General features: G+C 31.0%; 31 protein-coding genes. 24 read left to right on the forward strand and 7 right to left on the reverse strand.

Annotation, left to right across the window (positions count from 1 at the left end; genetic code table 11):
* From cls to IDG60_RS18700, 5 genes are all read left to right on the forward strand, one after another.
* Nucleotides 1-506 (forward strand): cardiolipin synthase (gene cls / locus IDG60_RS18680; protein ID WP_206161051.1); only part of this gene is annotated, 506 nt, incomplete at its 5' end.
* A gap of 174 nt (nucleotides 507-680) precedes the next feature.
* Nucleotides 681-1,589, forward strand: coding sequence for an ABC transporter ATP-binding protein (locus tag IDG60_RS18685; protein WP_000593436.1), 909 nt, complete (start codon nucleotides 681-683; stop codon nucleotides 1,587-1,589).
* A complete protein-coding gene (locus IDG60_RS18690) occupies nucleotides 1,558-2,289 on the forward strand; it encodes an ABC transporter permease (RefSeq protein ID WP_000603970.1) in 732 nt (243 codons plus the stop codon). Before IDG60_RS18685 ends, IDG60_RS18690 begins: the two co-directional genes overlap by 32 nt.
* 3 nt (nucleotides 2,290-2,292) lie before the next feature.
* Nucleotides 2,293-3,384, forward strand: a complete 1,092-nt coding sequence (locus IDG60_RS18695) for a sensor histidine kinase (RefSeq protein WP_000670307.1) — start codon at nucleotides 2,293-2,295, stop codon at nucleotides 3,382-3,384.
* Nucleotides 3,381-3,983, forward strand: coding sequence for a response regulator (locus tag IDG60_RS18700; protein WP_000202390.1), 603 nt, complete (start codon nucleotides 3,381-3,383; stop codon nucleotides 3,981-3,983). Before IDG60_RS18695 ends, IDG60_RS18700 begins: the two co-directional genes overlap by 4 nt.
* 112 nt (nucleotides 3,984-4,095) lie before the next feature.
* Here the strand turns inward: IDG60_RS18700 and IDG60_RS18705 are convergent, their stop codons facing one another.
* Nucleotides 4,096-4,284: a hypothetical protein gene (locus IDG60_RS18705; protein ID WP_001027143.1), complete on the reverse strand. Its 189-nt coding sequence runs from the start codon at nucleotides 4,282-4,284 to the stop codon at nucleotides 4,096-4,098.
* 138 nt (nucleotides 4,285-4,422) lie between these two features.
* Here IDG60_RS18705 and nucI point away from each other — a divergent pair, with 138 nt between their 5' ends.
* Nucleotides 4,423-4,956, forward strand: a complete 534-nt coding sequence (nucI, locus tag IDG60_RS18710) for a thermonuclease NucI (RefSeq protein ID WP_000841351.1) — start codon at nucleotides 4,423-4,425, stop codon at nucleotides 4,954-4,956.
* A gap of 144 nt (nucleotides 4,957-5,100) precedes the next feature.
* Here the strand turns inward: nucI and IDG60_RS18715 are convergent, their stop codons facing one another.
* Nucleotides 5,101-5,955, reverse strand: coding sequence for a hypothetical protein (locus IDG60_RS18715; RefSeq protein ID WP_000011826.1), 855 nt, complete (start codon nucleotides 5,953-5,955; stop codon nucleotides 5,101-5,103).
* A gap of 330 nt (nucleotides 5,956-6,285) precedes the next feature.
* On the opposite strand from IDG60_RS18715, the gene IDG60_RS18720 reads away from it, so the two are divergent.
* Entirely contained in the window at nucleotides 6,286-6,861 is a 576-nt protein-coding gene (locus IDG60_RS18720) for a hypothetical protein (RefSeq protein ID WP_001803470.1), read from the forward strand.
* A gap of 53 nt (nucleotides 6,862-6,914) precedes the next feature.
* Here the strand turns inward: IDG60_RS18720 and IDG60_RS18725 are convergent, their stop codons facing one another.
* Nucleotides 6,915-8,297, reverse strand: coding sequence for an aspartate kinase (locus tag IDG60_RS18725; protein ID WP_000868650.1), 1,383 nt, complete (start codon nucleotides 8,295-8,297; stop codon nucleotides 6,915-6,917).
* Between the two features lie 190 nt (nucleotides 8,298-8,487).
* Between IDG60_RS18725 and IDG60_RS18730 the strand changes: the two genes are divergently transcribed.
* The 4 genes from IDG60_RS18730 to IDG60_RS18745 are packed head-to-tail and all read left to right on the forward strand — an operon-like array spanning nucleotide 8,488 to nucleotide 12,612.
* Nucleotides 8,488-9,768 (forward strand): homoserine dehydrogenase, encoded by a 1,281-nt coding sequence (locus IDG60_RS18730; protein WP_000735864.1) that lies wholly within the window; start codon nucleotides 8,488-8,490, stop codon nucleotides 9,766-9,768.
* Nucleotides 9,769-9,773: 5 nt separating this feature from the next.
* Nucleotides 9,774-10,835, forward strand: a complete 1,062-nt coding sequence (gene thrC, locus IDG60_RS18735) for a threonine synthase (protein ID WP_001255461.1) — start codon at nucleotides 9,774-9,776, stop codon at nucleotides 10,833-10,835.
* Between the two features lies 1 nt (nucleotide 10,836).
* Entirely contained in the window at nucleotides 10,837-11,751 is a 915-nt protein-coding gene (gene thrB / locus IDG60_RS18740) for a homoserine kinase (RefSeq protein WP_000073180.1), read from the forward strand.
* Nucleotides 11,752-11,808: 57 nt separating this feature from the next.
* The gene (locus IDG60_RS18745) at nucleotides 11,809-12,612 is read left to right on the forward strand and encodes a Cof-type HAD-IIB family hydrolase (protein WP_000186309.1); all 804 of its coding nucleotides are present in this window, start codon (nucleotides 11,809-11,811) and stop codon (nucleotides 12,610-12,612) included.
* Nucleotides 12,613-12,904: 292 nt separating this feature from the next.
* Here the strand turns inward: IDG60_RS18745 and IDG60_RS18750 are convergent, their stop codons facing one another.
* The 3 genes from IDG60_RS18750 to IDG60_RS18760 form a co-directional block, all read right to left on the reverse strand.
* The gene (locus tag IDG60_RS18750; protein ID WP_000580201.1) at nucleotides 12,905-13,219 is read right to left on the reverse strand and encodes a hypothetical protein; all 315 of its coding nucleotides are present in this window, start codon (nucleotides 13,217-13,219) and stop codon (nucleotides 12,905-12,907) included.
* Nucleotides 13,194-13,298, reverse strand: coding sequence for a hypothetical protein (locus IDG60_RS18755; RefSeq protein ID WP_001791424.1), 105 nt, complete (start codon nucleotides 13,296-13,298; stop codon nucleotides 13,194-13,196). Before IDG60_RS18755 ends, IDG60_RS18750 begins: the two co-directional genes overlap by 26 nt.
* Before the next feature lie 138 nt (nucleotides 13,299-13,436).
* Nucleotides 13,437-14,891 (reverse strand): amino acid permease, encoded by a 1,455-nt coding sequence (locus IDG60_RS18760; RefSeq protein ID WP_000389956.1) that lies wholly within the window; start codon nucleotides 14,889-14,891, stop codon nucleotides 13,437-13,439.
* Nucleotides 14,892-15,094: 203 nt separating this feature from the next.
* On the opposite strand from IDG60_RS18760, the gene IDG60_RS18765 reads away from it, so the two are divergent.
* The 5 genes from IDG60_RS18765 to IDG60_RS18785 all read left to right on the forward strand — a co-directional run bounded on the left by IDG60_RS18765 (nucleotide 15,095) and on the right by IDG60_RS18785 (nucleotide 19,747).
* Entirely contained in the window at nucleotides 15,095-16,612 is a 1,518-nt protein-coding gene (locus IDG60_RS18765) for a catalase (RefSeq protein WP_000082539.1), read from the forward strand.
* A 90-nt stretch (nucleotides 16,613-16,702) separates the two neighbouring features.
* Nucleotides 16,703-16,852, forward strand: coding sequence for a 50S ribosomal protein L33 (gene rpmG / locus IDG60_RS18770; protein ID WP_001265708.1), 150 nt, complete (start codon nucleotides 16,703-16,705; stop codon nucleotides 16,850-16,852).
* A 453-nt stretch (nucleotides 16,853-17,305) separates the two neighbouring features.
* Nucleotides 17,306-17,575: a 30S ribosomal protein S14 gene (gene rpsN, locus IDG60_RS18775; RefSeq protein ID WP_001085655.1), complete on the forward strand. Its 270-nt coding sequence runs from the start codon at nucleotides 17,306-17,308 to the stop codon at nucleotides 17,573-17,575.
* Nucleotides 17,576-17,731: 156 nt separating this feature from the next.
* Nucleotides 17,732-18,709 carry a GMP reductase gene (guaC, locus tag IDG60_RS18780; protein WP_000688122.1) on the forward strand — a complete coding sequence of 326 codons (978 nt, stop codon included), beginning with the start codon at nucleotides 17,732-17,734 and terminating at the stop codon, nucleotides 18,707-18,709.
* Nucleotides 18,710-18,730: 21 nt separating this feature from the next.
* On the forward strand, nucleotides 18,731-19,747 hold the full coding sequence (locus IDG60_RS18785) for a CAP domain-containing protein (RefSeq protein ID WP_001797872.1): 1,017 nt from the start codon (nucleotides 18,731-18,733) through the stop codon (nucleotides 19,745-19,747).
* A 379-nt stretch (nucleotides 19,748-20,126) separates the two neighbouring features.
* On the opposite strand, the gene lexA is transcribed toward IDG60_RS18785, so the two are convergent.
* Entirely contained in the window at nucleotides 20,127-20,750 is a 624-nt protein-coding gene (lexA, locus tag IDG60_RS18790; protein WP_001208755.1) for a transcriptional repressor LexA, read from the reverse strand.
* 142 nt (nucleotides 20,751-20,892) lie between these two features.
* Here lexA and sosA point away from each other — a divergent pair, with 142 nt between their 5' ends.
* The 8 genes from sosA to IDG60_RS18830 all read left to right on the forward strand — a co-directional run.
* The gene (gene sosA / locus IDG60_RS18795; protein ID WP_000499650.1) at nucleotides 20,893-21,126 is read left to right on the forward strand and encodes a DNA damage-induced cell division inhibitor SosA; all 234 of its coding nucleotides are present in this window, start codon (nucleotides 20,893-20,895) and stop codon (nucleotides 21,124-21,126) included.
* A gap of 136 nt (nucleotides 21,127-21,262) precedes the next feature.
* Entirely contained in the window at nucleotides 21,263-21,502 is a 240-nt protein-coding gene (locus IDG60_RS18800; protein WP_000071351.1) for a DUF896 domain-containing protein, read from the forward strand.
* Nucleotides 21,503-21,622: 120 nt separating this feature from the next.
* Complete coding sequence (gene tkt, locus IDG60_RS18805) at nucleotides 21,623-23,611, forward strand: transketolase (RefSeq protein ID WP_000481443.1); 1,989 nt, start codon at nucleotides 21,623-21,625, stop codon at nucleotides 23,609-23,611.
* 277 nt (nucleotides 23,612-23,888) lie between these two features.
* Nucleotides 23,889-24,131 (forward strand): YneF family protein, encoded by a 243-nt coding sequence (locus tag IDG60_RS18810; RefSeq protein WP_000246909.1) that lies wholly within the window; start codon nucleotides 23,889-23,891, stop codon nucleotides 24,129-24,131.
* Nucleotides 24,118-24,216 (forward strand): hypothetical protein, encoded by a 99-nt coding sequence (locus IDG60_RS18815; protein ID WP_001789897.1) that lies wholly within the window; start codon nucleotides 24,118-24,120, stop codon nucleotides 24,214-24,216. Before IDG60_RS18810 ends, IDG60_RS18815 begins: the two co-directional genes overlap by 14 nt.
* Before the next feature lie 93 nt (nucleotides 24,217-24,309).
* A complete protein-coding gene (locus tag IDG60_RS18820; protein WP_000966142.1) occupies nucleotides 24,310-24,777 on the forward strand; it encodes a CcdC family protein in 468 nt (155 codons plus the stop codon).
* 123 nt (nucleotides 24,778-24,900) lie between these two features.
* On the forward strand, nucleotides 24,901-26,022 hold the full coding sequence (gene sbcD, locus IDG60_RS18825) for an exonuclease subunit SbcD (protein ID WP_000691301.1): 1,122 nt from the start codon (nucleotides 24,901-24,903) through the stop codon (nucleotides 26,020-26,022).
* A gap of 3 nt (nucleotides 26,023-26,025) precedes the next feature.
* The coding region (locus IDG60_RS18830; RefSeq protein WP_031900957.1) for an AAA family ATPase at nucleotides 26,026-26,991 on the forward strand (966 nt) is incomplete at its 3' end.

Consider the following 26,991-nt stretch of genomic DNA (forward strand, 5'->3'; position numbering starts at 1 on the left):
GGCATCAAATTGAATATGGTTATACAAAAATGATTATGAGCGCTAAGAAGTCGGTATATTTGCAATCGCCTTATTTCATTCCGGATAACTCATATATAAATGCCATTAAAATTGCAGCTAAATCAGGTGTAGATGTTCATCTAATGATTCCATGTAAGCCAGATCATCCTTTAGTTTATTGGGCGACATTTTCAAATGCCTCTGACTTATTATCAAGTGGTGTTAAAATTTATACGTATGAAAATGGATTTATACATTCTAAAATGTGCTTAATTGATGATGAAATCGTATCAGTGGGCACAGCAAATATGGACTTTAGAAGTTTTGAATTAAATTTTGAAGTAAATGCCTTTGTATATGATGAAAATCTTGCTAAGGATTTAAGGGTGGCTTATGAACATGATATTACAAAATCAAAACAACTAACCAAAGAATCATATGCCAATAGACCGCTGTCTGTTAAATTCAAAGAATCGTTAGCAAAATTAGTTTCGCCAATTTTATAATTTATTTGTAAGGAGTCTCGATTATAGAGGCTCTTTTTATTTTGCCCAAAATTAAAATAACGATAAATATATTATGTAAACCTAATAATGACATTTGTCATTTCAAATCTATGACAAAGTGTTCTATTTTAAATCTAATAAATTTACTAATATTAAATTAAGAAAAAAATAGAGGTGATTAAATTGATTCAAATATCTAATATCAACAAGTCATTTAATAAAAGATGTGTTCTAAAAAATATTTCGTTCGATATTGAACAAGGTAAATGTATCGCTTTAATTGGAAAAAATGGTGCTGGAAAGTCAACGTTAATTGATATATTAATTGGTAATGTTAATGCTAATTCTGGTGAGATATTTGATAAAGACAAGTTATTACAAAGTGAAAATCGCAGTATAATGTTCCAAAAAACGATGTTTCCAGATCAATTAAAAGTTATTGAGATTATCAACTTATATCAATCATTTTACGAAAATCCATTACCATTGGAAGAAATAATAGAACTGACGAAATTTGATTCTAGTCAACTGAACCAATTTGTAAATAAACTTTCTGGTGGTCAACAACGATTACTCGATTTTGTATTATCTTTAATCGGACAACCACAATTGATCTTATTAGATGAACCAACATCGACTATGGATATAGAAATTAGAGAATATTTTTGGTCAATTATTGAAAATTTAAAAGAAGATAATCGAACGATACTCTATACATCGCACTATATTGAAGAAGTCGAACGTATGTCAGACAAAATTATTCTCATTGAAAATGGAGAAATAATACTTAATGATTCAACGTCACATATTAGAACCAATCAGCAATCTCAGATTACGTTATCCGATGAATATATAAGAAAGTTAAAACTAGATAAAGATGATTTAGTTATTCAAAAAAATCATAATGGCACTATCAAAATTATTACTTCAAATGTAAATGATACGATTTTATATCTTCAACAACTTCATATTAATTTGGATGATATTGAAATACAAAAAGTCTCAATTGTTGATTCATACTTCAACAATAAAAAGCAAAGGGGATCTAATTATGATACTAAGTTACTTGAAAATCGAATTTAAAGTTATAATGCGTAAAAAAACAACATTAATATTATCTATTTTATTTCCTGTGATATTCTATATATTATTTACTTCGATATTGGAATTGCCGGAAGATGTTAAACCTAAATTTTATAAAGAGTATATGTATAGTATGACGGTTTATAGTTTGTTAAGTTTTAGTTTACTAACTTTTCCATTAGATATTATTAATGAAAAACAAAATGAATGGCGCCAAAGATTAATGGTAACACCATTTACTTTTACTAGTTATTATATTTCAAAAGTAGTGAAAACTATGCTGCAATTTGCAATAGCGATATTAGTTATTTTTATGGTTGGACATTTTTATAAAGGTGTTGCAATGAGTGCAGTTCAATGGTTAGAGTCAGGAATATTTTTATGGTTAGGTGCGTCTCTATTAATAACTTTTGGCATATTATTTTCTTTGTTAAATGATATTCAAAAAACAAGTGCTTTAGCTAATATCGTAACAATTGGTTTAGCAGTATTAGGTGGATTGTGGTTTCCGATAAACACATTTCCAAATTGGCTTCAACATGTTGCTCATGTTTTACCGAGCTATCATTTGCGTAAACTAGGTGTAGATATTGCTTCAAATCATCATATCAATTTAATATCATTTGCTATAATACTCTTGTATGTTTTAGGGAGTATAATAGCAGTATATTGTATTAGTCATTTTAAAAGGGCGGAATAAAATATGAAATTTTTAAAAGATACTTCAATTGCTGAAATATCGTCTATACTTTATCTGATTTTTCCTATTGCCGGTATATTTTTTAATGAAGTATATGGTCCCAAATGGTTGTATATTATATCAGTCATTGTCTTTTCGTTGTCGTATCTTATATTAGTTATAGTAAATAATAGACTTAATACATTAATGTTTTACATTTTGTTGATTATTCATTATTTTATTATTTGTTATTTTGTTTTCAGTGTACATCCAATGCTAAGTTTGTTTTTCTTTTATAGTGCTTTTGCCGTTCCATTTACTTTTAAAAATAATGTTAAAAAAACGGCAACTAATCTTTTCATACTAACAATGATTATATGTACAATAATAACGTACTTATTGTATAACAACTATTTTGTTGCAATGATGGTTTATTATGTCGTTATATCGTTAATAATGCTAGATAATTTTAAAAAAATGAAAAACCGTGAATATCAAAAAGAAATAGCAGAAAAAAATAGACATATTAATACATTAATTGCTGAACAAGAGCGACATAGAATTGGTCAAGACTTACATGATACGTTAGGGCATGTGTTTGCAAGTTTATCATTAAAATCAGAATTAGCTTATAAACTAATAGATACTGATGTAGAAAAAGTAAAAGCTGAATTATTAGCAATTAATAAATTATCTCGTGAATCATTGAACAAAGTTCGAGAAATTATTGATGATGTAAAATTACCATCATTTATTGAAGAGATTGATAGTATACGTAAAGTTTTAAAAGATGCTGATATTGATTTTACATTTGAAAATAAAGAATTAGCGCAAGTATTAAGTCCTACTAAACAATCTATGTTAGTTATGATTACGCGTGAAGCGATAAATAATGTTATTAAACATGCAAATGCTTCAAAAGTTCATGGTAAATTAAAAACTGTAAACAATCATAAATTACTGCTTATGATTGAAGATGATGGCAAAGGTATCGATAGTGATTGTGAGGTGAAAAGTATTTCACAGCGTGTACAACATTTAAATGGAACTTTAGCAGTCGACTCAACAAATGGAACTAAAATAATCATTGAAATCTCAACAGGAGGAATAGCATGACATCTTTAATTATTGCAGAAGATCAAAATATGTTACGACAGGCAATGGTTCAATTAATTAAACTACATGGTGATTTTGAAATTTTAGCAGATACTGATAATGGTCTCGATGCAATGAAACTTATTGAAGAATATAATCCTAACGTTGTTATTTTAGATATAGAAATGCCAGGCATGACTGGACTTGAAGTTTTAGCGGAAATTAGAAAAAAGCATTTGAATATTAAAGTGATTATTGTAACAACTTTTAAAAGACCGGGATACTTTGAAAAAGCAGTTGTGAATGATGTGGATGCATATGTTTTAAAAGAACGTTCTATAGAAGAATTGGTGGAAACCATTAATAAAGTAAATAACGGAGAGAAAGAATATAGCGCCACATTGATGACTTCATTTTTTGTAGATAAAAACCCATTAACGCCCAAAGAACAAATTGTATTAAGGGAAATTGGCAATGGTTTAAGTAGTAAAGAAATAAGTGAAAAATTATTTTTGACAGATGGAACAGTTAGAAATTATACATCTGTTATAATTGATAAATTATTTGCAGATAATCGTTTTGATGCTTGGAAAAAGGCAAATGAAAAAGGCTGGATCTAAATACAAACAAAAAAGTATTGAGTGTTTTGATTTAAGAGACTTGGAAAGTGAGTCAATAATCAAAATCTTACTCAATACTTTTATTTTGGTACTCGCAATTTAGATTTGTTAACTAATTTTTTCGCTTATTATAAAACGAAACAATCAAGTAAACGATAAAGCCTACAAAGATACCCAATAAAATAGATAGTACTGCCGTCACTATTAATGGTAATTTGAAAAATATTTGTAGGAAAATACCAATGATAATTGCGATAATTACTGCAATTAATGTGACTGTATTTTCATTTGAAATGTTCATTTATTTTCACTCCTTAACAATAACATTATATCATGCTATAGCTTTCCAAAATATTGAAATATGTAGATATGGCTATTGACGATATTTCTTAACTTTTATATGATTAATCGGAATGAAAAAAGAGAAGTAGGTGGCAATATGAAGTCAAATAAATCGCTTGCTATGATTGTGGTAGCCATCATTATTGTAGGTGTATTAGCATTTCAATTTATGAATCATACGGGTCCTTTCAAAAAGGGGACGAATCATGAAACTGTACAAGATTTAAATGGTAAAGATAAAGTACATGTTCAAAGAGTTGTGGATGGTGATACATTTATTGCAAATCAAAATGGTAAAGAAATTAAAGTTAGGCTTATAGGGGTTGATACGCCAGAAACGGTGAAACCGAATACGCCTGTACAACCATTTGGCAAAGAAGCATCAAATTATAGTAAGAAGACATTAACAAATCAAGATGTTTATTTAGAATATGATAAAGAAAAACAAGATCGCTATGGTAGAACATTGGCGTATGTATGGATAAGTAAAGATCGTATGTACAATAAGGAATTAGTGGAAAAGGGACTTGCTAGAGAGAAGTATTTTTCACCAAATGGCAAATATAGAAATGTATTTATAGAAGCACAAAATAAAGCTAAACAACAGAAATTAAATATTTGGAGTAAATAATTAAATAGGTGATTATATATATTAAAGTAAAATATACTTGAAGCATCGATTTATTATTACCATAACTTTATATATAAAGAAATAATTTAAAGGCATAATAACCATAGTGCGTATCGAGCGTAATGGATTATTATGCCTTTGATTTTACTTGAATATAGCTGTGATTTGATCAACCTGTTCTTTATTTAAAGGGTGTTTAGATAGCTCTATGGCTTCGCTAATAATACGTCGTAATGAAGATTTTGTTGAAACGGTATCAACATATTTATCTCTTTCTTCAGAACCTTGAATGATATTAACTGTACCATCACTAAAGTAAATAACACCGGTACTTTGGACTTTAAAGTTAAAGTTTTGTTCAATATGATCCTTTAATGCTTTAGCATTATTTGCTGCTAATTGATATGGATCATAATCATAAAAATCATAAATAACACGATTTGGTTGAACTGTTTCTGTAAAAGTATAGATAGACTTTCTTGATGAATTAAACTGATCATGATATTGCTGGCTAATGTAATGACCGACAACTTTTTCAATATTACTATTGCTCATTTCTGTATCATGCTCATCAGGTACATCAAAGTGATAAAATGTTTTTTCACCCCAACTTTTTACATCAACGTTTATTAAACCGATATCTGAAACAATGATAAAATCAAATGAACGTGCATACTCGAAAAACGGATGTTTAGTAGCTAAATTGCTTGTAACGATAATATCGTAATATTTTAATTTACCATTTTCGAGATAGCTATCTAAAATCTTGCGTAATTCTCTTTTAGCATTTTTGTATGCATGGTGTCCAACATCATTATTAGAACTCAGCATTTGACTTCTTAATTCAGCATTTTCTGCACTTAATGCTTTATTCTTTTTAATAAGTTGCTTTCTTGCATAAACTTCGGTATCTATTTTACTATTACTATACCTTTGATTTAAAACTAATATACCAATTAATGCTACAATGATAATGATAAGTACAACATAAAAAGACATTTTTTCACCAATCCTTTTTGACTTCTTTAACTTTGTATACAATAATAATTAATAAAGATTAATTGTTATTCAATTTCCCACATTTTTATTAGTTGATTTTAGTTCATCATTGTTATAATCAAATTATAAACTGACAGATATTGATGTTCAATGAATATGACGTGAAAGATTCGTGAATTCAAGTTTATGTCGAATTTATGTTATAACGGTCATTTAAATGACAGAATTAGGTCACTCATAGTATTTTGAAGATTGAATTCATTAATTTTAAAATGTATAATGATATTTGTGAAAGCGCTTGCTTAGGAGGTGTATTTGAGAGTGAATGAAATGAATGCTAAAGAACAATTAGTGGACAATTTAATGAAAACATCATCGCAATTATTTAAATTTCACGGTGAAGTTGCCATGCAGCTTTTCTTAAATGATGAATTAAAATTACCTTCTATTGTTGAAATATGCGTGGAACGTAAGCGTTTAAGTGATATTGTGAAAGTTATTCCGCAATCATATGCGTTACTATACATAGATAAGCAAGATCAAGCAATAGCTAAAGAAGATTTATCACTTTCAAAAATTGCAAAAGTTTATGTGCAATATGATGATACAACAATAATGAGTATTTTCGTTTATGATGTAGTAAACGATGAATGGATTTTTAGATTGGATCCGAATATACGTATACCTAAGAGTAACATATACTTCCATAGTTTAAATTGGGATGTGGATTATATTAAACCGGAGATTGTTCTAATGTATGATCTAATGCAACACCATCAGTATCATCATTATTCCAATTATAAACGAGTCATAGATGCATTAAGCTACTATCAATTTTTTATTTTAAAATTTGTAGTAGGTGAGCAACGTATTAAGGATGCAATCCAGAGAACAATAAATAATTAAGAAAAAGCAATTCATAACGCAGTTGAATACATGTGTTACGAATTGCTTTTATATTAGTTTTTATCACACAAGTTTTTTAATGCAACCCCGTGATAGCAAAACTCATATGTAGATAATACAGCTTTTTCAGCATCATCTACATGAATTCCAAACATCATCGAGATTTCCGAAGCACCTTGGTTAATCATTTTTAAGTTAATTTTTGATTCAGCTAAGGCATGTGTAATTTTATTTGCAGTACCGATGACTTTATTCATACCTTCGCCGACAATCATTAATATTGCTAAATCATGCTCAATACTTAGCTCATCAACATCACATTTTTGACGAATTTCATTTAATACTTTTGTTTCTTTATTTTGAATTTGTTTTGAACGCATAACGATACTGATAGTATCAATACCTGAAGGCATATGATCAAATGAAATATTATTATCCTCTAAGACACCTAATATCTTTCTAGTAAAGCCGACTTGTCTATTCATTAAATACTTTTTGATATTAATGACAGTAAAATCTTTATCACAACTTATACCGCTAATCACATTTTTCGCATTTATTTCTCTATCATGCACTATAAATGTACCCTTATCTTGAGGGCGGTTCGTATTTTTAATCACCACAGGGATGCGATCTTTATAAAGTGGTTGTAAGGCTTCATCATGGAAAACACTAAAACCAGCATAAGATAATTCACGCATTTCTCGATAAGTGATTTCTTCGATTAATTCAGGATCTTTGATGATATTTGGATTAACTTTATAAATACCAGACACATCGGTGAAATTTTCATAAATTGTGGCTCTAACACCACTTGATATGATGGCGCCAGTTATATCTGATCCGCCACGTGGAAATGTAACTATATATCCTTCATGAGATACGCCAAAAAATCCTGGGATAATTAGTTTTTCATCATAATCTCTTAATTTTTTAATTTCAGAGTAAGCACTATCTAATATTTGTGCTTCTTGTGGGACGTCAGTAACAAAAATACCCGCTTCCTTCGGTGATATATATTTTGTTGGTATACCTTGACTATTATTATATAAAGCTATCAATTGCGCATTAAAATCTTCACCACAAGAAAGTAATGCATCTAATAGTCTCTTTGGTTCATTTTTTAATTGATTAATATAATGTTCCAAAGTCACATCTATCGTCCGTAAAATACTTTCATCCATTTGCAATTCTTTTACAATATCATCATAACGCTGAATAATTTCTCTTTTTTTATCATGATAATCAAGATGATTAATGACCTTTTCATATAATCTGATTAACAAATCAGTTGTTTTAATATCATTATCATGTCTTTTACCTGGAGCAGAAACGATAACAATCTTTCGCTCTGGATCAGAATTAACAATATTTAAAACCTTTTTAATTTGAGTAGCATTGGAGACGGAGCTACCACCGAATTTGGAAACTTTCATAGTGCATGCCAACCTTTCTAAAAAATCAGAAAATTGTATTCAGTTTTGTAAGTAAGAATGATATTATGTATTTATATTTTGAATATTACGAACTTTACAAAAATAAAGAATAATTCTATACTATACTATCATCTAGTGTTTTTCAATAATACATTTGTTTTTCTCAAAAGCACAAACGGAGGTACATAAAATGAAAAAATTAAATATAGCATTATTAGGATTAGGTACTGTCGGATCTGGTGTTGTTAAAATCATCGAAGAGAACCGACAGCAAATTCAAGATACATTAAATAAAGATATTGTCATAAAGCATATTCTTGTTCGAGATAAATCTAAAAAGAGACCGCTAAATATTAGCCAATATCATTTAACTGAAGATGTTAATGAAATTTTAAATGATGATTCATTAGATATTATCGTTGAAGTCATGGGAGGAATTGAACCAACTGTAGATTGGTTAAGAACAGCACTTAAAAATAAAAAACATGTTATTACCGCAAATAAAGATTTATTAGCAGTACATCTTAAACTTTTAGAAGATTTAGCAGAAGAAAATGGTGTAGCTTTAAAGTTTGAAGCGAGTGTAGCAGGTGGTATTCCGATCGTAAATGCCATAAATAATGGTTTGAATGCGAATAATATTTCAAAATTTATGGGAATTTTAAATGGTACCTCTAATTTTATTTTATCTAAAATGACTAAAGAGCAAACGACATTTGAGGAAGCACTTGATGAAGCGAAAAGACTTGGTTTTGCTGAAGCGGATCCAACTGATGATGTAGAAGGGGTAGATGCAGCGCGTAAAGTTGTCATTACATCATATTTATCATTTAACCAAGTCATTAAATTAAACGACGTTAAACGAAGAGGAATTAGTGGCGTAACTTTAACTGATATTAATGTAGCCGATCAACTGGGGTATAAAATTAAATTGATTGGTAAGGGAATATATGAAAATGGCAAAGTTAATGCATCGGTAGAACCAACGTTAATTGATAAAAAGCATCAATTAGCAGCTGTAGAGGATGAATATAACGCGATTTATGTTATTGGTGATGCCGTTGGTGACACGATGTTTTATGGAAAAGGAGCAGGCAGTTTAGCAACAGGTAGTGCCGTTGTCAGTGATTTATTGAATGTAGCATTATTCTTTGAATCAGATTTACACACATTGCCACCACATTTTGAATTAAAGACAGATAAAACAAGGGAAATGATGGATTCAGATGCAGAAATTAATATTAAAGAAAAATCCAATTTCTTTGTAGTAGTGAATCATGTCAAAGGTTCAATTGAAAATTTTGAAAATGAGTTAAAGGCAATATTACCATTTCACCGATCATTAAGAGTTGCAAATTACGATAATCAATCATATGCCGCTGTTATAGTTGGATTGGAATCATCACCGGAAGAATTAATCACTAAGCATGGATACGAAGTTGACAAAGTATACCCAGTAGAAGGAGTTTAATTATAATGAGAAGATGGCAAGGATTAGTAGAAGAGTTTAAAGCACATTTACCAGTAAATGAAAATACACCAAAATTAACATTGAACGAGGGAAATACACCACTCATTCATTGTGAAAATATGTCTAAAATACTAGGTATAGATTTATATGTGAAGTATGAAGGTGCCAATCCGACAGGTTCATTTAAAGATCGCGGTATGGTAATGGCTGTGACAAAAGCAAAAGAGCAAGGTAAGAAAATTGTAATATGCGCTTCGACTGGAAATACATCAGCGTCTGCAGCAGCATATGCAGCGAGAGCAGGTTTAAAAGCTATCGTCGTAATACCAGAAGGTAAAATTGCATTAGGTAAATTGTCGCAAGCAGTAATGTATGGTGCAGAAATCGTTTCTATTGAAGGAAACTTTGATGAAGCTTTAGAAATTGTAAAAGAAATTGCAAAAAGTGGCGAAATAGAGCTTGTAAACTCTGTCAATCCATTTAGAATCGAAGGGCAAAAGACAGGCTCATTTGAAATTGTACAACAATTAGACGGTGAAGCACCTGATATTTTAGCGATTCCTGTAGGTAATGCAGGTAATATTACTGCATATTGGAAAGGCTTTAAAGAATATCATGAAGCTAAAGGATCACAATTGCCGAAAATGTTTGGCTTCCAAGCTGAAGGCGCATCACCAATTGTTCAAAATAAAGTCATTAAAAATCCTGAAACGATTGCAACTGCTATTCGAATTGGTAATCCTGCTAGTTGGGATAAGGCGACTAATGCTCTTAAAGAATCAAATGGATTAATAGATAGTGTTACTGATGATGAAATTCTAGAAGCATATCAGTTAATGACAACTAAAGAAGGTGTCTTTAGTGAACCAGCAAGTAATGCTTCTATTGCAGGTTTAATTAAATTGCATAGACAAGGTAAATTACCTCAAGGTAAAAAAGTAGTTGCTATTTTAACTGGTAATGGATTAAAAGATCCTGATACTGCTATTTCACTACTAGATAATCCGATAAAGCCATTGCAAAATGATAAAGATAGCATTATCGATTATATTAAAGGAGCTTTATAACATGTCGAATGTTTTGGAGTTAACAATTCCTGCATCAACAGCCAACCTTGGAGTTGGCTTTGATTCTATAGGTATGGCTTTAGATAAATTTTTGCATCTGTCTGTAAAGGAAACATCAGGGACAAAATGGGAATATATTTTCCATGATGATGCATCTAAGCAATTGCCTACTGACGAAACAAACTTTATTTATCATGTAGCACAACAAGTTGCTTCTAAATATAGTGTTGACTTGCCTATTTTATGTATCGAAATGAGAAGTGATATTCCATTGGCAAGAGGGTTAGGTTCGTCAGCTTCTGCTTTAGTAGGAGCTATATATATCGCAAATTATTTTGGTGATATCCAACTGTCTAAACATGAGGTATTACAATTAGCGACTGAAATCGAAGGACATCCTGATAATGTTGCGCCGACCATTTATGGTGGTTTAATCGCTGGATTTTATAATGATGTCTCGAAAGAAACGTCAGTTGCACATATCGACATACCAGACGTGGATGTGATTGTAACGATACCAACTTATGAACTAAAAACAGAAGCATCAAGACGTGCTTTACCACAAAAATTAACACATAGTGAAGCGGTAAAAAGTAGTGCAATTAGTAATACAATGATTTGTGCATTAGCACAGCACAATTATGAATTAGCAGGTAAACTCATGCAACAAGATGGCTTTCATGAACCGTATCGTCAGCATTTAATTGCTGAATTTGATGAAGTGAAAACAATTGCTAGTCAACATAATGCCTATGCAACTGTAATTAGTGGTGCTGGACCAACTATTTTAATATTTAGTCGTAAAGAAAATAGTGGGGAATTGGTTCGCTCTTTAAATAGTCAGGTAGTATCATGCCATTCTGAATTGGTCGATATTAATATCAGTGGTGTTAAAGAACGAATTGTATACCAATAGACGCTTTATATTGTAAAATAGTATTAAATGCAGAATAGAGAGGAGATTTAATGCGATATGACAAATTATAAAGTTGTCGTTTTAGATATGGATGACACATTGCTAAATTCAGATAATGTGATATCAGAAGAAACTGCAAATTATTTAACAGCAATTCAAGATGAAGGTTATTATGTTGTTTTAGCATCTGGTAGACCTACTGAAGGTATGATTCCAACTGCTAGAGATTTAAAATTACCTGAACATCATAGCTATATTATTAGTTATAACGGTAGTAAAACGATTAACATGACTAATGAAGAAGTAGAAGTAAGTAAATCGATTGGTAAGCAAGATTTCGATGAAATTGTAGATTATTGTCGAGACAGAGGCTTTTTCGTTCTTACATATCATGATGGTCAAATTATTTACGACAGCGAACATGAGTATATGAATATTGAAGCAGAATTAACAGGTTTACCGATGAAACGTGTTGATGATATCAAAGCGTATATTCAAGGCGATGTACCCAAGGTCATGGGTGTAGATTATGTAGCGAATATTACAGAAGCTAGAATTGATTTGAATGGTGTGTTCAATGATAATGTAGATGCTACGACAAGTAAGCCATTCTTCTTAGAATTTATGGCCAAAGATGTTTCAAAAGGTAATGCAATTAAAGCGTTATGTCACAAATTGGGATATTCGGTGGATCAAGTCATTGCTTTTGGTGATAGTATGAATGATAAATCAATGTTTGAAGTCGCAGGTCTAGCTATTGCTATGGGGAATGCATCAGATGAACTTAAGCAATATGCAGATGAAGTTACGTTGGACCATAATGAAAATGGTATTCCACATGCGCTCAAAAAATTGTTATAAATTTTAAAATAAGCCTTAACACATGATATTTGAATAAGATATCTTGTGGTTAAGGCTTTTTATTTATGTGAAAATGACTTCAGTTATACTATGGAGGATTTGAAATACATATTTTAGATTAGTAATGATATCAAACGAATAGAGTAAATGTATATTTTTTGAATAAATCAAGTATTAACTAGTCACGGAAGGTAGGTAAATAAATTTGATCATTCTGAATAATAACGAATGCATTAAAAAATGCAGTGACAATCTAACATTAATTGTTAAAATCACTGCAAGCATCTTGATTTTATTTAGCTGTTTGTGTCCAGTCATGCTTACCTCTGAAACGTTTTACATGAGCATATATTTGGTCAGCAGTATAATCTAAATTTGTATAAACTGTAATACTGAACGCTGATTGGTTTTCAGCAAATGATTCTTCGGAAAATAATTCCTTTAAGTGCGTAAATAAATCATTCATTTGTTTATGGTTTAAACCGGGATATTCCCTTAAAGTTCTCTTTAATAATTGTCCGTTCTTTTCTTCTAATGCTTGAACTACAATAACAAATCTTTCATCTTGCTTTAGTACATCATCAAATAAATTTGTTTGTCCAATCATTGAATTTCACCCCTGAAAAGTTATTGTTATCTATATTATACACGATATGCAAAATATCTAAAATAAAGAATGGTAACATGGTAATAATAAAATATAAACAGAATACTAGTTAATACACTTTATACTAGAAAAAGATATTAAAGTATATCTGCTTTACACCATTAAAAAGCGGCAAATGCTATAGATAATCTAAAGCATCTGCCGTGTAAGAATTTATTTATTTTTGATTGTCATAATCGTGTGGTTTTAAATTAATTGTTTCTAGCTTTACAAATTTTGTTTTGTGAATGATTTTATGAATAAAGTAAATCAACGCTAGAATGATTAAAGGTAAAAAGTTTTTAAAAGCATTTAACCATTGATCTTTTAAAATATATTCAACTGAGCCACCAAATAGCAAGAATAATAGTGTAGTGATGACAATGATTGGTCCTAATGGATAAAAAGGTGCTTTATATGGTAGGACCTTATTAGGGTCTTGACCTTGTTTTTTAATAGCTTGTCGCAATCGTATTTGTGACCAAATGCTTGATCCCCAAACAACTATAATCATTGAACCAATAATTTCAAGTAAATTAAAAACGGCATTTGAATTAAAGTTTGCATAAATAATAACAATAACAACGACTGCATAAGTAGTTAATAATGCTCTTAAAGGTAACTTAGTTGTCTTGTTTAATTTACTTAAAAATTGGGGTGCTTTTTTGTCTGAACTTAAGGAATACAACATTCTGCCTGTTGTATAAACACCTGAATTTGCAGCGGATAATAATGAAGTTAAAATAACCGCGTTGATTACTGATGCTGCAAAGGCTATGCCTACTCTATCGAATACAATTGTAAATGGGCTTTGACTTATTGAACTACTTGCTCTTAATAATGATGGATCTGTGTACGGAATAATTGCACCAATTACTGCAATTGATAAGACATAGAATAAAAGAATACGCCAAAATACTTGTTTAATTGCCTTAGGCATAGACTTTTTAGGGTCATCTGATTCACCAGCAGTTACTGCTACTACTTCTGTACCACCAACCGAAAATCCGGCGACTAATAATACGCCTAAGAAACCAGAGATACCACCAACAAACGGTGCTTGGCCTTTTGTATAGTTTTCAAATCCATATGTATGACCACCTAAGATACCGAAAATCATTAAAAAGCCAAAAATAACGAATACGATAATTGTTAACACTTTAATCAATGATAACCAAAACTCAGTTTCTCCAAATGATTTTACAGAAAAAATGTTTAATAATAGTAAAATTGTAATAAAGATTAAGCTCCAAGTAATGGGGTGGAAAAATTTAAATGTGTCCCAGAAATAAAGCACATTTGACGCTACTATGACATCAACACTTGTAACTAATGACCACAATGCCCAATACAACCATCCCATGGTAAAGCCAAGAGATGAGTCAATAAAGCGTGTTGAATAAGAGCTGAATGAACCTGATACTGGATAAAATGTTGCCAACTCTCCAATTGATGACATTAAGAAATATAGCATGACACCAATAACAAGATAAGCGAGTATAGCGCCTCCAGGACCAGCTTGAGAAATGATATTACCAGTAGCTACAAATAGACCAGTCCCAATTGCACCACCTATAGCAATCATGGAAATGTGTCTTGAGTTAAGACTACGGTTCATTTTATTATCTTCCATATTTAGTCTCCCATCTATTTAAATATACCCATTATTGTAAGCTTTTTAAGTGTACTATTCAATAACTATTTAGTACTGTAAAGCGAAAAAATTAAAATTTTCTGATTTTTTAATCATCTTGAGCATGTTTAATTGTAATTTTGATGGGGTTAAATTATAATATGTATTAAATTATAATTATTATAAATTGTGGAGGGATGACTATGTCACAACAAGACAAAAAGTTAACTGGTGTTTTTGGGCATCCAGTATCAGACCGAGAAAATAGTATGACAGCAGGGCCTAGGGGACCTCTTTTAATGCAAGATATTTACTTTTTAGAGCAAATGTCTCAATTTGATAGAGAAGTAATACCAGAACGTCGAATGCATGCCAAAGGTTCTGGTGCATTTGGGACATTTACTGTAACTAAAGATATAACAAAATATACGAATGCTAAAATATTCTCTGAAATAGGTAAGCAAACCGAAATGTTTGCCCGTTTCTCTACTGTAGCAGGAGAACGTGGTGCTGCTGATGCGGAGCGTGACATTCGAGGATTTGCGTTAAAGTTCTACACTGAAGAAGGGAACTGGGATTTAGTAGGGAATAACACACCAGTATTCTTCTTTAGAGATCCAAAGTTATTTGTTAGTTTAAATCGTGCGGTGAAACGAGATCCTAGAACAAATATGAGAGATGCACAAAATAACTGGGATTTCTGGACGGGTCTTCCAGAAGCATTGCACCAAGTAACGATCTTAATGTCAGATAGAGGGATTCCTAAAGATTTACGTCATATGCATGGGTTCGGTTCTCACACATACTCTATGTATAATGATTCTGGTGAACGTGTTTGGGTTAAATTCCATTTTAGAACGCAACAAGGTATTGAAAACTTAACTGATGAAGAAGCTGCTGAAATTATAGCTACAGATCGTGATTCATCTCAACGCGATTTATTCGAAGCCATTGAAAAAGGTGATTATCCAAAATGGACAATGTATATTCAAGTAATGACTGAGGAACAAGCTAAAAACCATAAAGATAATCCATTTGATTTAACAAAAGTATGGTATCACGATGAGTATCCTCTAATTGAAGTTGGAGAGTTTGAATTAAATAGAAATCCAGATAATTACTTTATGGATGTTGAACAAGCTGCGTTTGCACCAACTAATATTATTCCAGGATTAGATTTTTCTCCAGACAAAATGTTGCAAGGGCGTTTATTCTCATATGGCGATGCGCAAAGATATCGATTAGGAGTTAATCATTGGCAGATTCCTGTAAACCAACCTAAAGGTGTTGGTATTGAAAATATTTGTCCTTTTAGTAGAGATGGTCAAATGCGCGTAGTTGACAATAACCAAGGTGGAGGAACACATTATTATCCAAATAACCATGGTAAATTTGATTCTCAACCTGAATATAAAAAGCCACCATTCCCAACTGATGGATACGGCTATGAATATAATCAACGTCAAGATGATGATAATTATTTTGAACAACCAGGTAAATTGTTTAGATTACAATCAGAGGACGCTAAAGAAAGAATTTTTACAAATACAGCAAATGCAATGGAAGGCGTAACGGATGATGTTAAACGACGTCATATTCGTCATTGTTACAAAGCTGACCCAGAATATGGTAAAGGTGTTGCAAAAGCATTAGGTATTGATATAAATTCTATTGATCTTGAAACTGAAAATGATGAAACATACGAAAACTTTGAAAAATAAATTTGATATGTAGTTTCTATATTGCGTAGTTGAGCAGTTTATGATATCATAATAAATCGTAAAGATTCCTAACAAGAGAGGGTGTTTAACGTGCGCGTAAACGTAACATTAGCATGCACAGAATGTGGCGATCGTAACTATATCACTACTAAAAATAAACGTAATAATCCTGAGCGTATTGAAATGAAAAAATATTGCCCAAGATTAAACAAATATACGTTACATCGTGAAACTAAGTAATTCTTATCATTCAAATACGACGATTTGAAAATAAAGCGGGCTTACCTATTATATTGGGGAGCTCGCTTTTTTATGAAATTTTTGTGAAGAGTGATTAATGGATTGAGTTTCATCGGTAGAACAATATATGATTGTATTAGTTGTTACTTTATTAAAATTTGAGAATATTTATAGAAGGAAATAGATTACTGATTTTATAAAGTCACTTTGTTAGCGAATGCTTGAAAGAGTATTTAATATAGTAGAATTTAAAATTTCAAAGCGGAATTTAATAAGTACGAAGTAATTCTGGGTATGTTTTATAAATGTTCGATAATACACTTTAATCTTAAATATGATGGTTTAGAAAATGATTTAACAAAGAAATGAAACTTTACTGTTGAATTATGTGAGGATTGTGTTATTATATAAATCGTAATAATTACGATTTGATAAAAAGTGAGGTAACTATATATGGCTAAGAAATCTAAAATAGCAAAAGAGAGAAAAAGAGAAGAGTTAGTAAATAAATATTACGAATTACGTAAAGAGTTAAAAGCAAAAGGTGATTACGAAGCGTTAAGAAAATTACCAAGAGATTCATCACCTACACGTTTAACTAGAAGATGTAAAGTAACTGGAAGACCTAGAGGTGTATTACGTAAATTTGAAATGTCTCGTATTGCGTTTAGAGAACATGCGCACAAAGGACAAATTCCAGGTGTTAAAAAATCAAGTTGGTAAAATCAAATTTCGCACTTTAGCCCATTTACAATATCAATAAAACAATGTACAGTATATACGAATGCTATAAACTGAATGTTTTCTCATATTAATAAGGAAACATTCGGTTTTTAATTTGCATTTAAAAATAATTAGTTTTTAAAGGGGCTATTTAAAGTGAAAATATTTGATTACGAAGATATTCAATTAATACCTAATAAATGCATAGTTGAAAGTAGGTCTGAATGTGATACAACTATCCAATTTGGTCCGAAAAAATTCAAGCTACCTGTAGTTCCTGCAAATATGCAAACAGTTATGAATGAGAAATTAGCGAAATGGTTTGCTGAAAATGATTACTTTTATATCATGCATCGTTTTGATGAAGAAGCAAGAATACCTTTTATAAAACATATGCAAAATTCAGGCTTATTTGCATCTATTTCAGTTGGTGTAAAGAAAGCGGAATTTGATTTTATTGAAAAGTTAGCTCAAGAAAAATTAATCCCCGAATATATTACAATAGATATTGCGCATGGTCACTCAGATTCAGTGATAAACATGATTAAACATATAAAAAACCATATACCTGATAGTTTTGTTATTGCTGGTAATGTTGGTACGCCAGAAGGTGTTAGAGAATTAGAAAATGCTGGTGCTGATGCTACCAAAGTCGGTATAGGTCCTGGTAGAGTTTGTATTACAAAGATTAAAACAGGTTTTGGTACTGGTGGTTGGCAGTTAGCGGCATTAAACATATGTAGTAAAGCAGCTCGTAAACCTTTGATTGCCGATGGTGGTATAAGAACGCATGGCGACATCGCTAAATCAATTAGATTTGGTGCATCAATGGTCATGATTGGTTCATTATTTGCGGCACACGAAGAATCACCTGGTGAAACTGTAGAACTTGATGGTAAACAGTATAAAGAATATTTTGGTAGTGCATCTGAATTTCAAAAAGGCGAACATAAAAATGTAGAAGGTAAAAAAATGTTTGTAGAACATAAGGGTTCATTAATGGATACCTTAAAAGAAATGCAACAAGATTTACAAAGCTCAATTTCATATGCCGGTGGAAAAGACTTGAAATCATTACGTACTGTAGATTATGTTATTGTTAGAAACTCTATTTTCAACGGTGATAGAGATTAATATTTATAGTAGGTGATGTAAATTAAAAAATTCATAGTAACTGTTGTTGCGTTTTTATCAATTATTATCATTGCGCCAATAACAGAATTTAAACCATTCATTCATTTACAAAATGAAGTAAGACAATATATTGACATTCACATCAATAAAGAAACAATTTCTGCGGAAAATAAATTGGATACACCGAAGAAACAACAATTTGCCTTTAATAATATACAAATGAACATGTCGAAATCAGATGTTGAGAAAACATTAAATAAACCAAAAAGAGTGACATTTAATGAATATGGTACGAAGTGGTATACGTATTATGATGACGATTACAATAATTTTATAATGATAAGTTACATGAAAGATAAAGTTAATGCGTTATATACAAATCAAAATATAATCACTTCAAAATCAAAAATTAAATACAATACACCTAAATCGGTTGTAAGGCAAAGATTAGGCGAACCAGAAACAGAGATTGTTAAAGGTAGAGTGCGTTACGAACAAAATAATAAAGAATATGATGTTTTCCATAAAAATCACATTTATACGACGGTATTTTATGATAAGCATCGACGTAATAATGTAACAGCTGTTTTACAAGTAAGTGATGCTATGGAAAATAGATTAAAAGAACAATATGGAGCACCTTCGAAATCGCTTGCAGATAGTTTTGAACTACAAAATTTTGATTTAGTTAATGCTGAAAGAAAACAACATCAATTATCTACATTGAAGTATTCTAAACAGAATTCTGAAACTGCTCGTAAGCATAGTAAAGATATGGCCAAAAATCATTATTTTGATCATACAAATTTAAAAGGTCAATCACCATTTGATCGATTGAAAAAAGATGGTATTACATTTAACTCAGCCGGAGAGAATTTAGCATATGGTCAAGTTAGTAGTATCTATGCACATCAAGGATTAATGAATTCTATTGGTCACAGAAAAAATATTTTAAATGATACGTTTAAAATATTAGGTGTTGGTGTTGATTTTAATGATGAAAAACAACCTTTTTGGACAGAAAATTATACTGGTTAATGTTTTTGGTATGAGTTTAAAGGGTAATGTTTGTCTGTAAGGAAGTAGATAAACATGATGACAACAGATAAACCAAAAGATGCGGATATACTTGAACGCGTCAAAGATATACTTAATAAAAAAGAAAGAAAAAAATAATAATGGCTCGCTCCTGTAAATTATTACGGGGGCGAGTTTTAATTTGTGTAACATTTTGCAGGAATCTGTAATTCAAAATTTATATTAAAGAATGAGATTATCTAACAATTCGCAATTTCTGTTTGAACTGAATTTAGATTAGAATAAATAAAACCTCTTGAAAACGAAACTTTTTCAAGAGGTCCAAAATTTATAAAAATGAGGGTTTAACAATTACGATAATATATAACGGTTTAAAATATTACATTTCGCGGTACAAACCAATTACTTTCCCAATTACAGCAACATTGTCGAGGTAAATTGGCTCCATTGTACTATTTTCAGGTTGTAATCGATAACGATTTTTTTCTTTATAGAAGCGTTTGACAGTTGCTTCATCTTCCTCAGTCATAGCAACAATAATGTCTCCATTTTCTGCTATGGTTTGACTGCGAACAATTACTTTGTCTCCGTCTAATATACCAGCCTCAATCATACTGTCGCCTACGACGTTTAATATGAATATGTCGCTATTATGTGTCGATGTTAAGTGTTCAGGTAATGGAAAATACTCTTCAATATTTTCTACAGCGGTAATAGGAACACCTGCTGTGACTTTACCAATAACTGGCACATGAATCGTTTCTTCCATATTAATATTATCATTTGTTTGATCACTTACAATTTCTATAGCACGTGGTTTCGTTGGATCTCTTCTTATATATCCTTTTTCTTCAAGACGTGAAAGATGACCATGAACAGTTGAACTGGATGCTAAGCCAACTGCTTCACCAATTTCGCGAACACTAGGCGGATAACCTTTCATTTGAACAACTTGTTTAATATAGTTATATATTTCGCTTTGTCGTTTTGTTAATTCTCTCATATATAGGCACTCCCTAAATTAATTTAAATACAGTATATCATTAATTCACAACCAAAACAAACATTTGTTCGTTAAAATATTGACACAGAACATAAGTTCTGATAAATTACTTATACAAACAAATGTTCTAGGAGTGGAAATGATGTTTTACAATAAATATAAAAACGTATCAACATATATCATCATATTTTTAGTTTCAAGTGCAGCCTTTGCAATATTCTTGTTAAGTGCGAACGTTAGTGCTCACTCGGAACAAGTGTACGAAATGACTGACCATCAAATTAAGAACAATACGATAAATAAAGCATACGAACATAAAGACCCTACAAACAATGGCGAACAAAGAGATGGGAAAGTGTTCGCTTTAATAAATTGATACATTGTCACAACGTTATTTTGCCTATTTTTGCGAAATAGCGTTTTTTTATTACTTTTTTGCTGGTCTTAAATTTGTTATATTTTGTTAAAGTATTATAATGATTGAATAAACAAATTGAAGGTAGGTTTTTTAATTGAGTAATTCTGATTTGAATATCGAAAGAATTAACGAGTTAGCTAAAAAGAAAAAAGAAGTAGGATTAACTCAAGAAGAAGCAAAGGAGCAAACAGCCTTAAGAAAAGCTTATCTTGAGAGTTTTAGAAAAGGGTTTAAACAACAAATTGAAAATACTAAAGTAATTGATCCAGAAGGTAATGATGTAACACCTGAAAAAATTAAAGAGATACAACAAAAAAGAGATAATAAAAATTAAATCACAAATCTGTAAAGAATTTTCTGACATTATAACTTGAAATAAGTATTTTACTTATCTTTTTATTTTAAAATAAGTTATAATGTATTTGATAAAATTGAAGAAGGGAAGATACACAAGATGTTTAATGAAAAAGATCAATTAGCTGTTGATACGCTACGTGCACTAAGTATCGACACAATCGAAAAAGCGAATTCTGGTCATCCAGGATTACCTATGGGAGCTGCCCCAATGGCTTACACTTTGTGGACACGTCATCTGAATTTTAATCCACAATCTAAAGATTACTTCAATAGAGACCGTTTCGTATTATCGGCAGGGCATGGTTCAGCATTATTGTATAGCTTGTTACATGTTTCTGGTAGTTTAGAATTAGAAGAATTAAAGCAATTTAGACAATGGGGTTCTAAAACACCAGGCCATCCTGAATACAGACATACTGATGGTGTAGAAGTTACTACTGGACCACTTGGACAAGGTTTTGCTATGTCAGTAGGATTAGCTTTAGCAGAAGATCACCTAGCAGGGAAATTTAATAAAGAAGGATATAATGTTGTAGATCATTACACATATGTATTAGCTTCTGACGGTGATTTAATGGAAGGTATATCGCATGAAGCAGCTTCATTTGCTGGACATAATAAATTAAGTAAATTAGTTGTTTTATACGATTCAAATGATATTTCATTAGATGGCGAATTAAACAAAGCTTTTTCTGAAAACACAAAAGCTCGTTTTGAAGCATATGGTTGGAATTACTTACTAGTTAAAGATGGTAATGATTTAGAAGAAATTGATAAAGCGATTACTACAGCTAAATCTCAAGAAGGACCAACGATTATTGAAGTTAAAACAACAATCGGATTTGGTTCACCGAATAAAGCAGGAACTAATGGTGTTCATGGGGCACCTTTAGGTGAAGTTGAAAGAAAATTAACATTCGAAAATTACGGTTTAGATCCTGAAAAACGTTTTAATGTTTCAGAAGAGGTATACGAAATTTTCCAAAATACTATGTTAAAACGTGCTAATGAAGATGAATCTCAATGGAATTCATTATTAGAAAAATATGCAGAAACATATCCTGAATTAGCAGAAGAATTTAAATTAGCGATTAGTGGTAAATTGCCTAAAAATTATAAGGATGAATTACCACGTTTTGAACTGGGTCATAATGGTGCATCTCGTGCTGATTCTGGTACTGTTATTCAAGCAATCAGTAAAACTGTCCCTTCATTCTTTGGTGGATCAGCAGACCTTGCTGGTTCAAACAAATCCAATGTAAATGATGCAACAGATTATAGTTCTGAAACACCTGAAGGTAAAAATGTGTGGTTTGGTGTACGTGAATTTGCTATGGGTGCTGCTGTAAATGGTATGGCTGCACATGGAGGTTTACATCCATATGGTGCAACATTCTTCGTATTTAGTGATTATTTAAAACCAGCGTTACGTTTATCATCAATTATGGGATTAAATGCAACGTTCATCTTCACACATGATTCAATTGCAGTAGGTGAAGATGGTCCTACTCATGAACCAATTGAACAATTAGCTGGATTAAGAGCTATTCCAAATATGAATGTTATCCGTCCTGCTGATGGTAATGAAACAAGAGTAGCATGGGAAGTTGCCTTAGAATCTGAATCTACACCTACTTCATTAGTATTGACACGTCAAAACTTACCGGTTTTAGATGTACCAGAAGATGTAGTTGAAGAAGGCGTTCGAAAAGGTGCCTATACAGTTTATGGCTCTGAAGAGACACCAGAATTCCTATTATTAGCTTCAGGTTCAGAAGTTAGTCTTGCAGTTGAAGCTGCTAAAGATCTTGAAAAACAAGGTAAATCAGTGCGTGTTGTTTCAATGCCTAACTGGAATGCATTTGAACAACAATCTGAAGAATATAAAGAATCAGTTATTCCATCAAGCGTAACAAAACGTGTTGCGATTGAAATGGCTTCACCGCTTGGATGGCATAAATATGTAGGTACTGCAGGTAAAGTTATTGCTATTGACGGCTTTGGCGCAAGTGCACCTGGCGATTTAGTAGTTGAAAAATATGGATTTACTAAAGAAAATATCTTAAACCAAGTTATGAGCTTATAAGAATAATTTATAAAGCGAGTATGTTTAGAAGTCTAGGATGCATAATCTTAGGCTTCTTTTAAAGTGTTGAAATTTAGAGTATAGCACTTAAACTACATCATAAGTGATAAGTTATGAAAGTATACTATTTCAGATTAATCTTTAAAAGCTCTGTTATAACAGCATGATTTTTGATATTATTTTTAGTATCGATATTAAAATACTTGAATAAACTAGTTCTTGAAATAATGTGATGAATTTAGTAAAATTCAGTAGGATAAAGAAAGCGGGTGAAACAATGGCAACTTGGTTAGCAATTATTTTTATAGTAGCTGCATTAATTTTAGGTTTAATTGGAGGTTTCCTTTTAGCTAGAAAATATATGATGGACTACTTGAAGAAAAACCCACCAATCAACGAAGAAATGCTTCGTATGATGATGATGCAAATGGGTCAAAAACCTTCTCAGAAGAAAATTAATCAAATGATGACGATGATGAATAAAAATATGGATCAAAATATGAAGAGTGCGAAAAAGTAAATTCGCAATTGATAGAGGCTATTTTCCAGATATGGAAATGGCCTCTTTTTATAATCAAATTAATAAAAACAAATATGTTTATTAAAATTAAAGTTAACAAAATGACGAATAGACTGAGAAATGCTATAATTCATTTTGTATGATTTACAGAGAGTTTATTTAACGAGAAGGTGTCTGCGTGCTCTATTTAATATTTTCAATCATTGTAGCTTTATTTATGGGAACTATAGTTATAGTTATTCGTATGAAAGCTCAAAATTATCCGGTAAATGAGAAAAAAATAGTTTTGCCACCGTTTTTTATGGCGACCGGTGCATTGATGTACGTCGTTCCATATTTTAGGCTAACAGGATCGGAAATGCTAGAAGCCTTTATAATTGGTTTGCTTTTTTCTACAGTTCTAATTTGGACTTCTCGATTTGAAGTCAAAGGTACAGAAATTTATATGAAACGATCTAAAGCATTTCCAGTTATTTTGATTTCATTACTTATCATTCGTACTGTGATGAAAATATTCATTAGTAATGAAATAGATCCTGGAGAATTAGGCGGCATGTTCTTTTTATTAGCATTCTGTATGATTGTTCCTTGGAGAGCAGCAATGCTATATAAATACAAAAAACTAAAGAAAACATTAATCAATTAATTACTTTTAAAACCACTTGTGATCGACTTCTAAATCAGTCAATGAGTGGTTTTAATTTTACTTGAAAAGGTGAAATGATTATATTAAAATAAAAGCGAACAAATGTTCTATATGGAGGCAGTAATGAAAATTATACATACAGCAGACTGGCACTTAGGGAAAATATTAAATGGCAAACAGCTTTTAGAAGATCAAGCGTATATTTTAGATATGTTCGTAGAAAAAATGAAAGAAGAAGAACCTGATATCATTGTGATAGCTGGAGATTTATATGACACAACATATCCAAGTAAAGATGCAATCATGTTATTAGAACAAGCGATTGGAAAGTTAAATTTAGAACTGCGTATACCAATAATTATGATTAGTGGAAATCACGATGGTAAAGAGAGGTTAAACTATGGGGCGAGTTGGTTTGAACATAATCAGTTATTTATAAGAACAGATTTTACATCGATTAATTCACCAATAGAGATAAATGGGGTTAATTTTTATACACTCCCTTATGCTACTGTGAGCGAAATGAAACACTACTTTGAAGATGACACCATTGAAACACATCAACAGGGAATTACGCGCTGTATTGAAACAATAGCACCGGAAATTGATGAAGATGCCGTCAATATTTTAATTAGTCATCTGACTGTTCAAGGTGGAAAGACATCTGATTCTGAAAGACCATTAACTATTGGAACGGTTGAATCAGTTCAGAAAGGTGTTTTTGATATATTTGATTATGTCATGCTAGGTCACTTGCATCATCCATTTAGTATAGAAGACGACAAAATTAAATATAGTGGCTCCTTATTGCAGTATTCATTTTCGGAAGCGGGTCAAGCTAAAGGGTATAGACGTTTAACAATTAATGATGGCATTATTAACGATGTATTTATTCCTCTTAAGCCACTTAGACAATTGGAAATTATCTCAGGCGAATATAATGATGTTATTAATGAAAAAGTTCATGTGAAAAATAAAGATAATTATTTACATTTTAAACTTAAAAATATGTCTCATATTACTGATCCAATGATGAGTTTAAAACAAATTTATCCTAATACTTTAGCGCTGACGAATGAAACTTTTAATTATAATGAAGAAAATAATGCTATAGAAATAAGTGAAAAAGATGACATGTCAATTATCGAAATGTTTTATAAACATATAACTGATAAAGAATTATCGGATATCCAATCTAAAAAGATAAAAAATATTTTAGAAAACGAATTGAGAAAGGAGGATTAATGAATGAAACCATTACATTTAAAGTTGAATAATTTCGGCCCCTTTTTAAAAGAAGAAATTGATTTTTCTAAAATTGATAATAATGAATTGTTTTTAATAAGTGGTAAGACTGGATCGGGTAAAACAATGATTTTTGATGCAATGACTTATGCCTTGTTTGGTAAAGCATCAACTGAACAAAGAGAAGAAAATGATTTGAGAAGTCATTTCGCTGATGGTAAACAGCCGATGTCAGTAACATTTGAATTTCAATTAAATCATCGAATTTATAAAGTGCATAGACAAGGCCCTTATATCAAAGAAGGTAATACAACAAAAACGAACGCTAAATTTGATGTATTTGAGATGGTGGATGGCAAGTATGAAATTAGAGAAAGTAAAGTAATTTCAGGTACCCAATTCATTATTGAATTATTAGGAGTAAATGCAGATCAATTCCGACAATTGTTTATTTTGCCTCAAGGTGAATTCAAACGCTTTTTAATATCAAACAGTCGTGAAAAGCAAGGGATATTAAGAACACTGTTTGACAGTGAAAAATTTGAAGCTATACGAGAAATATTAAAAGAAGAACTAAAAAAAGAAAAAGCTCAAATCGAGAATAGATATCAACAAATTGACCTTTTATGGCAAGAAATTGAATCATTTGATGATGACAAAATAAAAGGCTTATTAGAGCTTGCCACTCAGCAGATAGACAAATTGATTGAAAATATACCACTTTTACAAGCTAGGTCGAAAGAAATACTAGCATTTGTAAATGAAAGTAAAGAAACTGCTATTAAAGAATATGAAATAATAGAAAAGAAAACACTAGAAAATAATATATTAAAAGATAATATTAACCAACTCAACAAAAATAAAATTGATTTCGTTCAATTGAAAGAGCAACAACCTGAAATAGACGAAATTGAAGCTAAGTTAAAGTTGTTACAAGATATTACCAACCTATTGAATTATATTGAAAAT

The sequence above is a fragment of the Staphylococcus sp. EG-SA-2 genome (assembly GCF_017152085.1).

Excerpts from the sequence above, each read along its gene's own strand:
- IDG60_RS18690 (WP_000603970.1), top strand. The coding sequence starts at position 1,558 with ATGATACTAAGTTACTTGAAAATCGAATTTAAAGTTATAATGCGTAAA.
- IDG60_RS18695 (WP_000670307.1), top strand. The coding sequence starts at position 2,293 with ATGAAATTTTTAAAAGATACTTCAATTGCTGAAATATCGTCTATACTT.
- IDG60_RS18700 (WP_000202390.1), top strand. The coding sequence starts at position 3,381 with ATGACATCTTTAATTATTGCAGAAGATCAAAATATGTTACGACAGGCA.
- IDG60_RS18705 (WP_001027143.1), bottom strand. The coding sequence starts at position 4,284 with ATGAACATTTCAAATGAAAATACAGTCACATTAATTGCAGTAATTATC.
- nucI (WP_000841351.1), top strand. The coding sequence starts at position 4,423 with ATGAAGTCAAATAAATCGCTTGCTATGATTGTGGTAGCCATCATTATT.
- IDG60_RS18715 (WP_000011826.1), bottom strand. The coding sequence starts at position 5,955 with ATGTCTTTTTATGTTGTACTTATCATTATCATTGTAGCATTAATTGGT.
- IDG60_RS18720 (WP_001803470.1), top strand. The coding sequence starts at position 6,286 with ATGAATGCTAAAGAACAATTAGTGGACAATTTAATGAAAACATCATCG.
- IDG60_RS18725 (WP_000868650.1), bottom strand. The coding sequence starts at position 8,297 with ATGAAAGTTTCCAAATTCGGTGGTAGCTCCGTCTCCAATGCTACTCAA.
- IDG60_RS18730 (WP_000735864.1), top strand. The coding sequence starts at position 8,488 with ATGAAAAAATTAAATATAGCATTATTAGGATTAGGTACTGTCGGATCT.
- thrC (WP_001255461.1), top strand. The coding sequence starts at position 9,774 with ATGAGAAGATGGCAAGGATTAGTAGAAGAGTTTAAAGCACATTTACCA.
- thrB (WP_000073180.1), top strand. The coding sequence starts at position 10,837 with ATGTCGAATGTTTTGGAGTTAACAATTCCTGCATCAACAGCCAACCTT.
- IDG60_RS18745 (WP_000186309.1), top strand. The coding sequence starts at position 11,809 with ATGACAAATTATAAAGTTGTCGTTTTAGATATGGATGACACATTGCTA.
- IDG60_RS18750 (WP_000580201.1), bottom strand. The coding sequence starts at position 13,219 with ATGATTGGACAAACAAATTTATTTGATGATGTACTAAAGCAAGATGAA.
- IDG60_RS18755 (WP_001791424.1), bottom strand. The coding sequence starts at position 13,298 with ATGTTACCATTCTTTATTTTAGATATTTTGCATATCGTGTATAATATA.
- IDG60_RS18760 (WP_000389956.1), bottom strand. The coding sequence starts at position 14,891 with ATGGAAGATAATAAAATGAACCGTAGTCTTAACTCAAGACACATTTCC.
- IDG60_RS18765 (WP_000082539.1), top strand. The coding sequence starts at position 15,095 with ATGTCACAACAAGACAAAAAGTTAACTGGTGTTTTTGGGCATCCAGTA.
- rpsN (WP_001085655.1), top strand. The coding sequence starts at position 17,306 with ATGGCTAAGAAATCTAAAATAGCAAAAGAGAGAAAAAGAGAAGAGTTA.
- lexA (WP_001208755.1), bottom strand. The coding sequence starts at position 20,750 with ATGAGAGAATTAACAAAACGACAAAGCGAAATATATAACTATATTAAA.
- sosA (WP_000499650.1), top strand. The coding sequence starts at position 20,893 with ATGTTTTACAATAAATATAAAAACGTATCAACATATATCATCATATTT.
- tkt (WP_000481443.1), top strand. The coding sequence starts at position 21,623 with ATGTTTAATGAAAAAGATCAATTAGCTGTTGATACGCTACGTGCACTA.
- IDG60_RS18810 (WP_000246909.1), top strand. The coding sequence starts at position 23,889 with ATGGCAACTTGGTTAGCAATTATTTTTATAGTAGCTGCATTAATTTTA.
- sbcD (WP_000691301.1), top strand. The coding sequence starts at position 24,901 with ATGAAAATTATACATACAGCAGACTGGCACTTAGGGAAAATATTAAAT.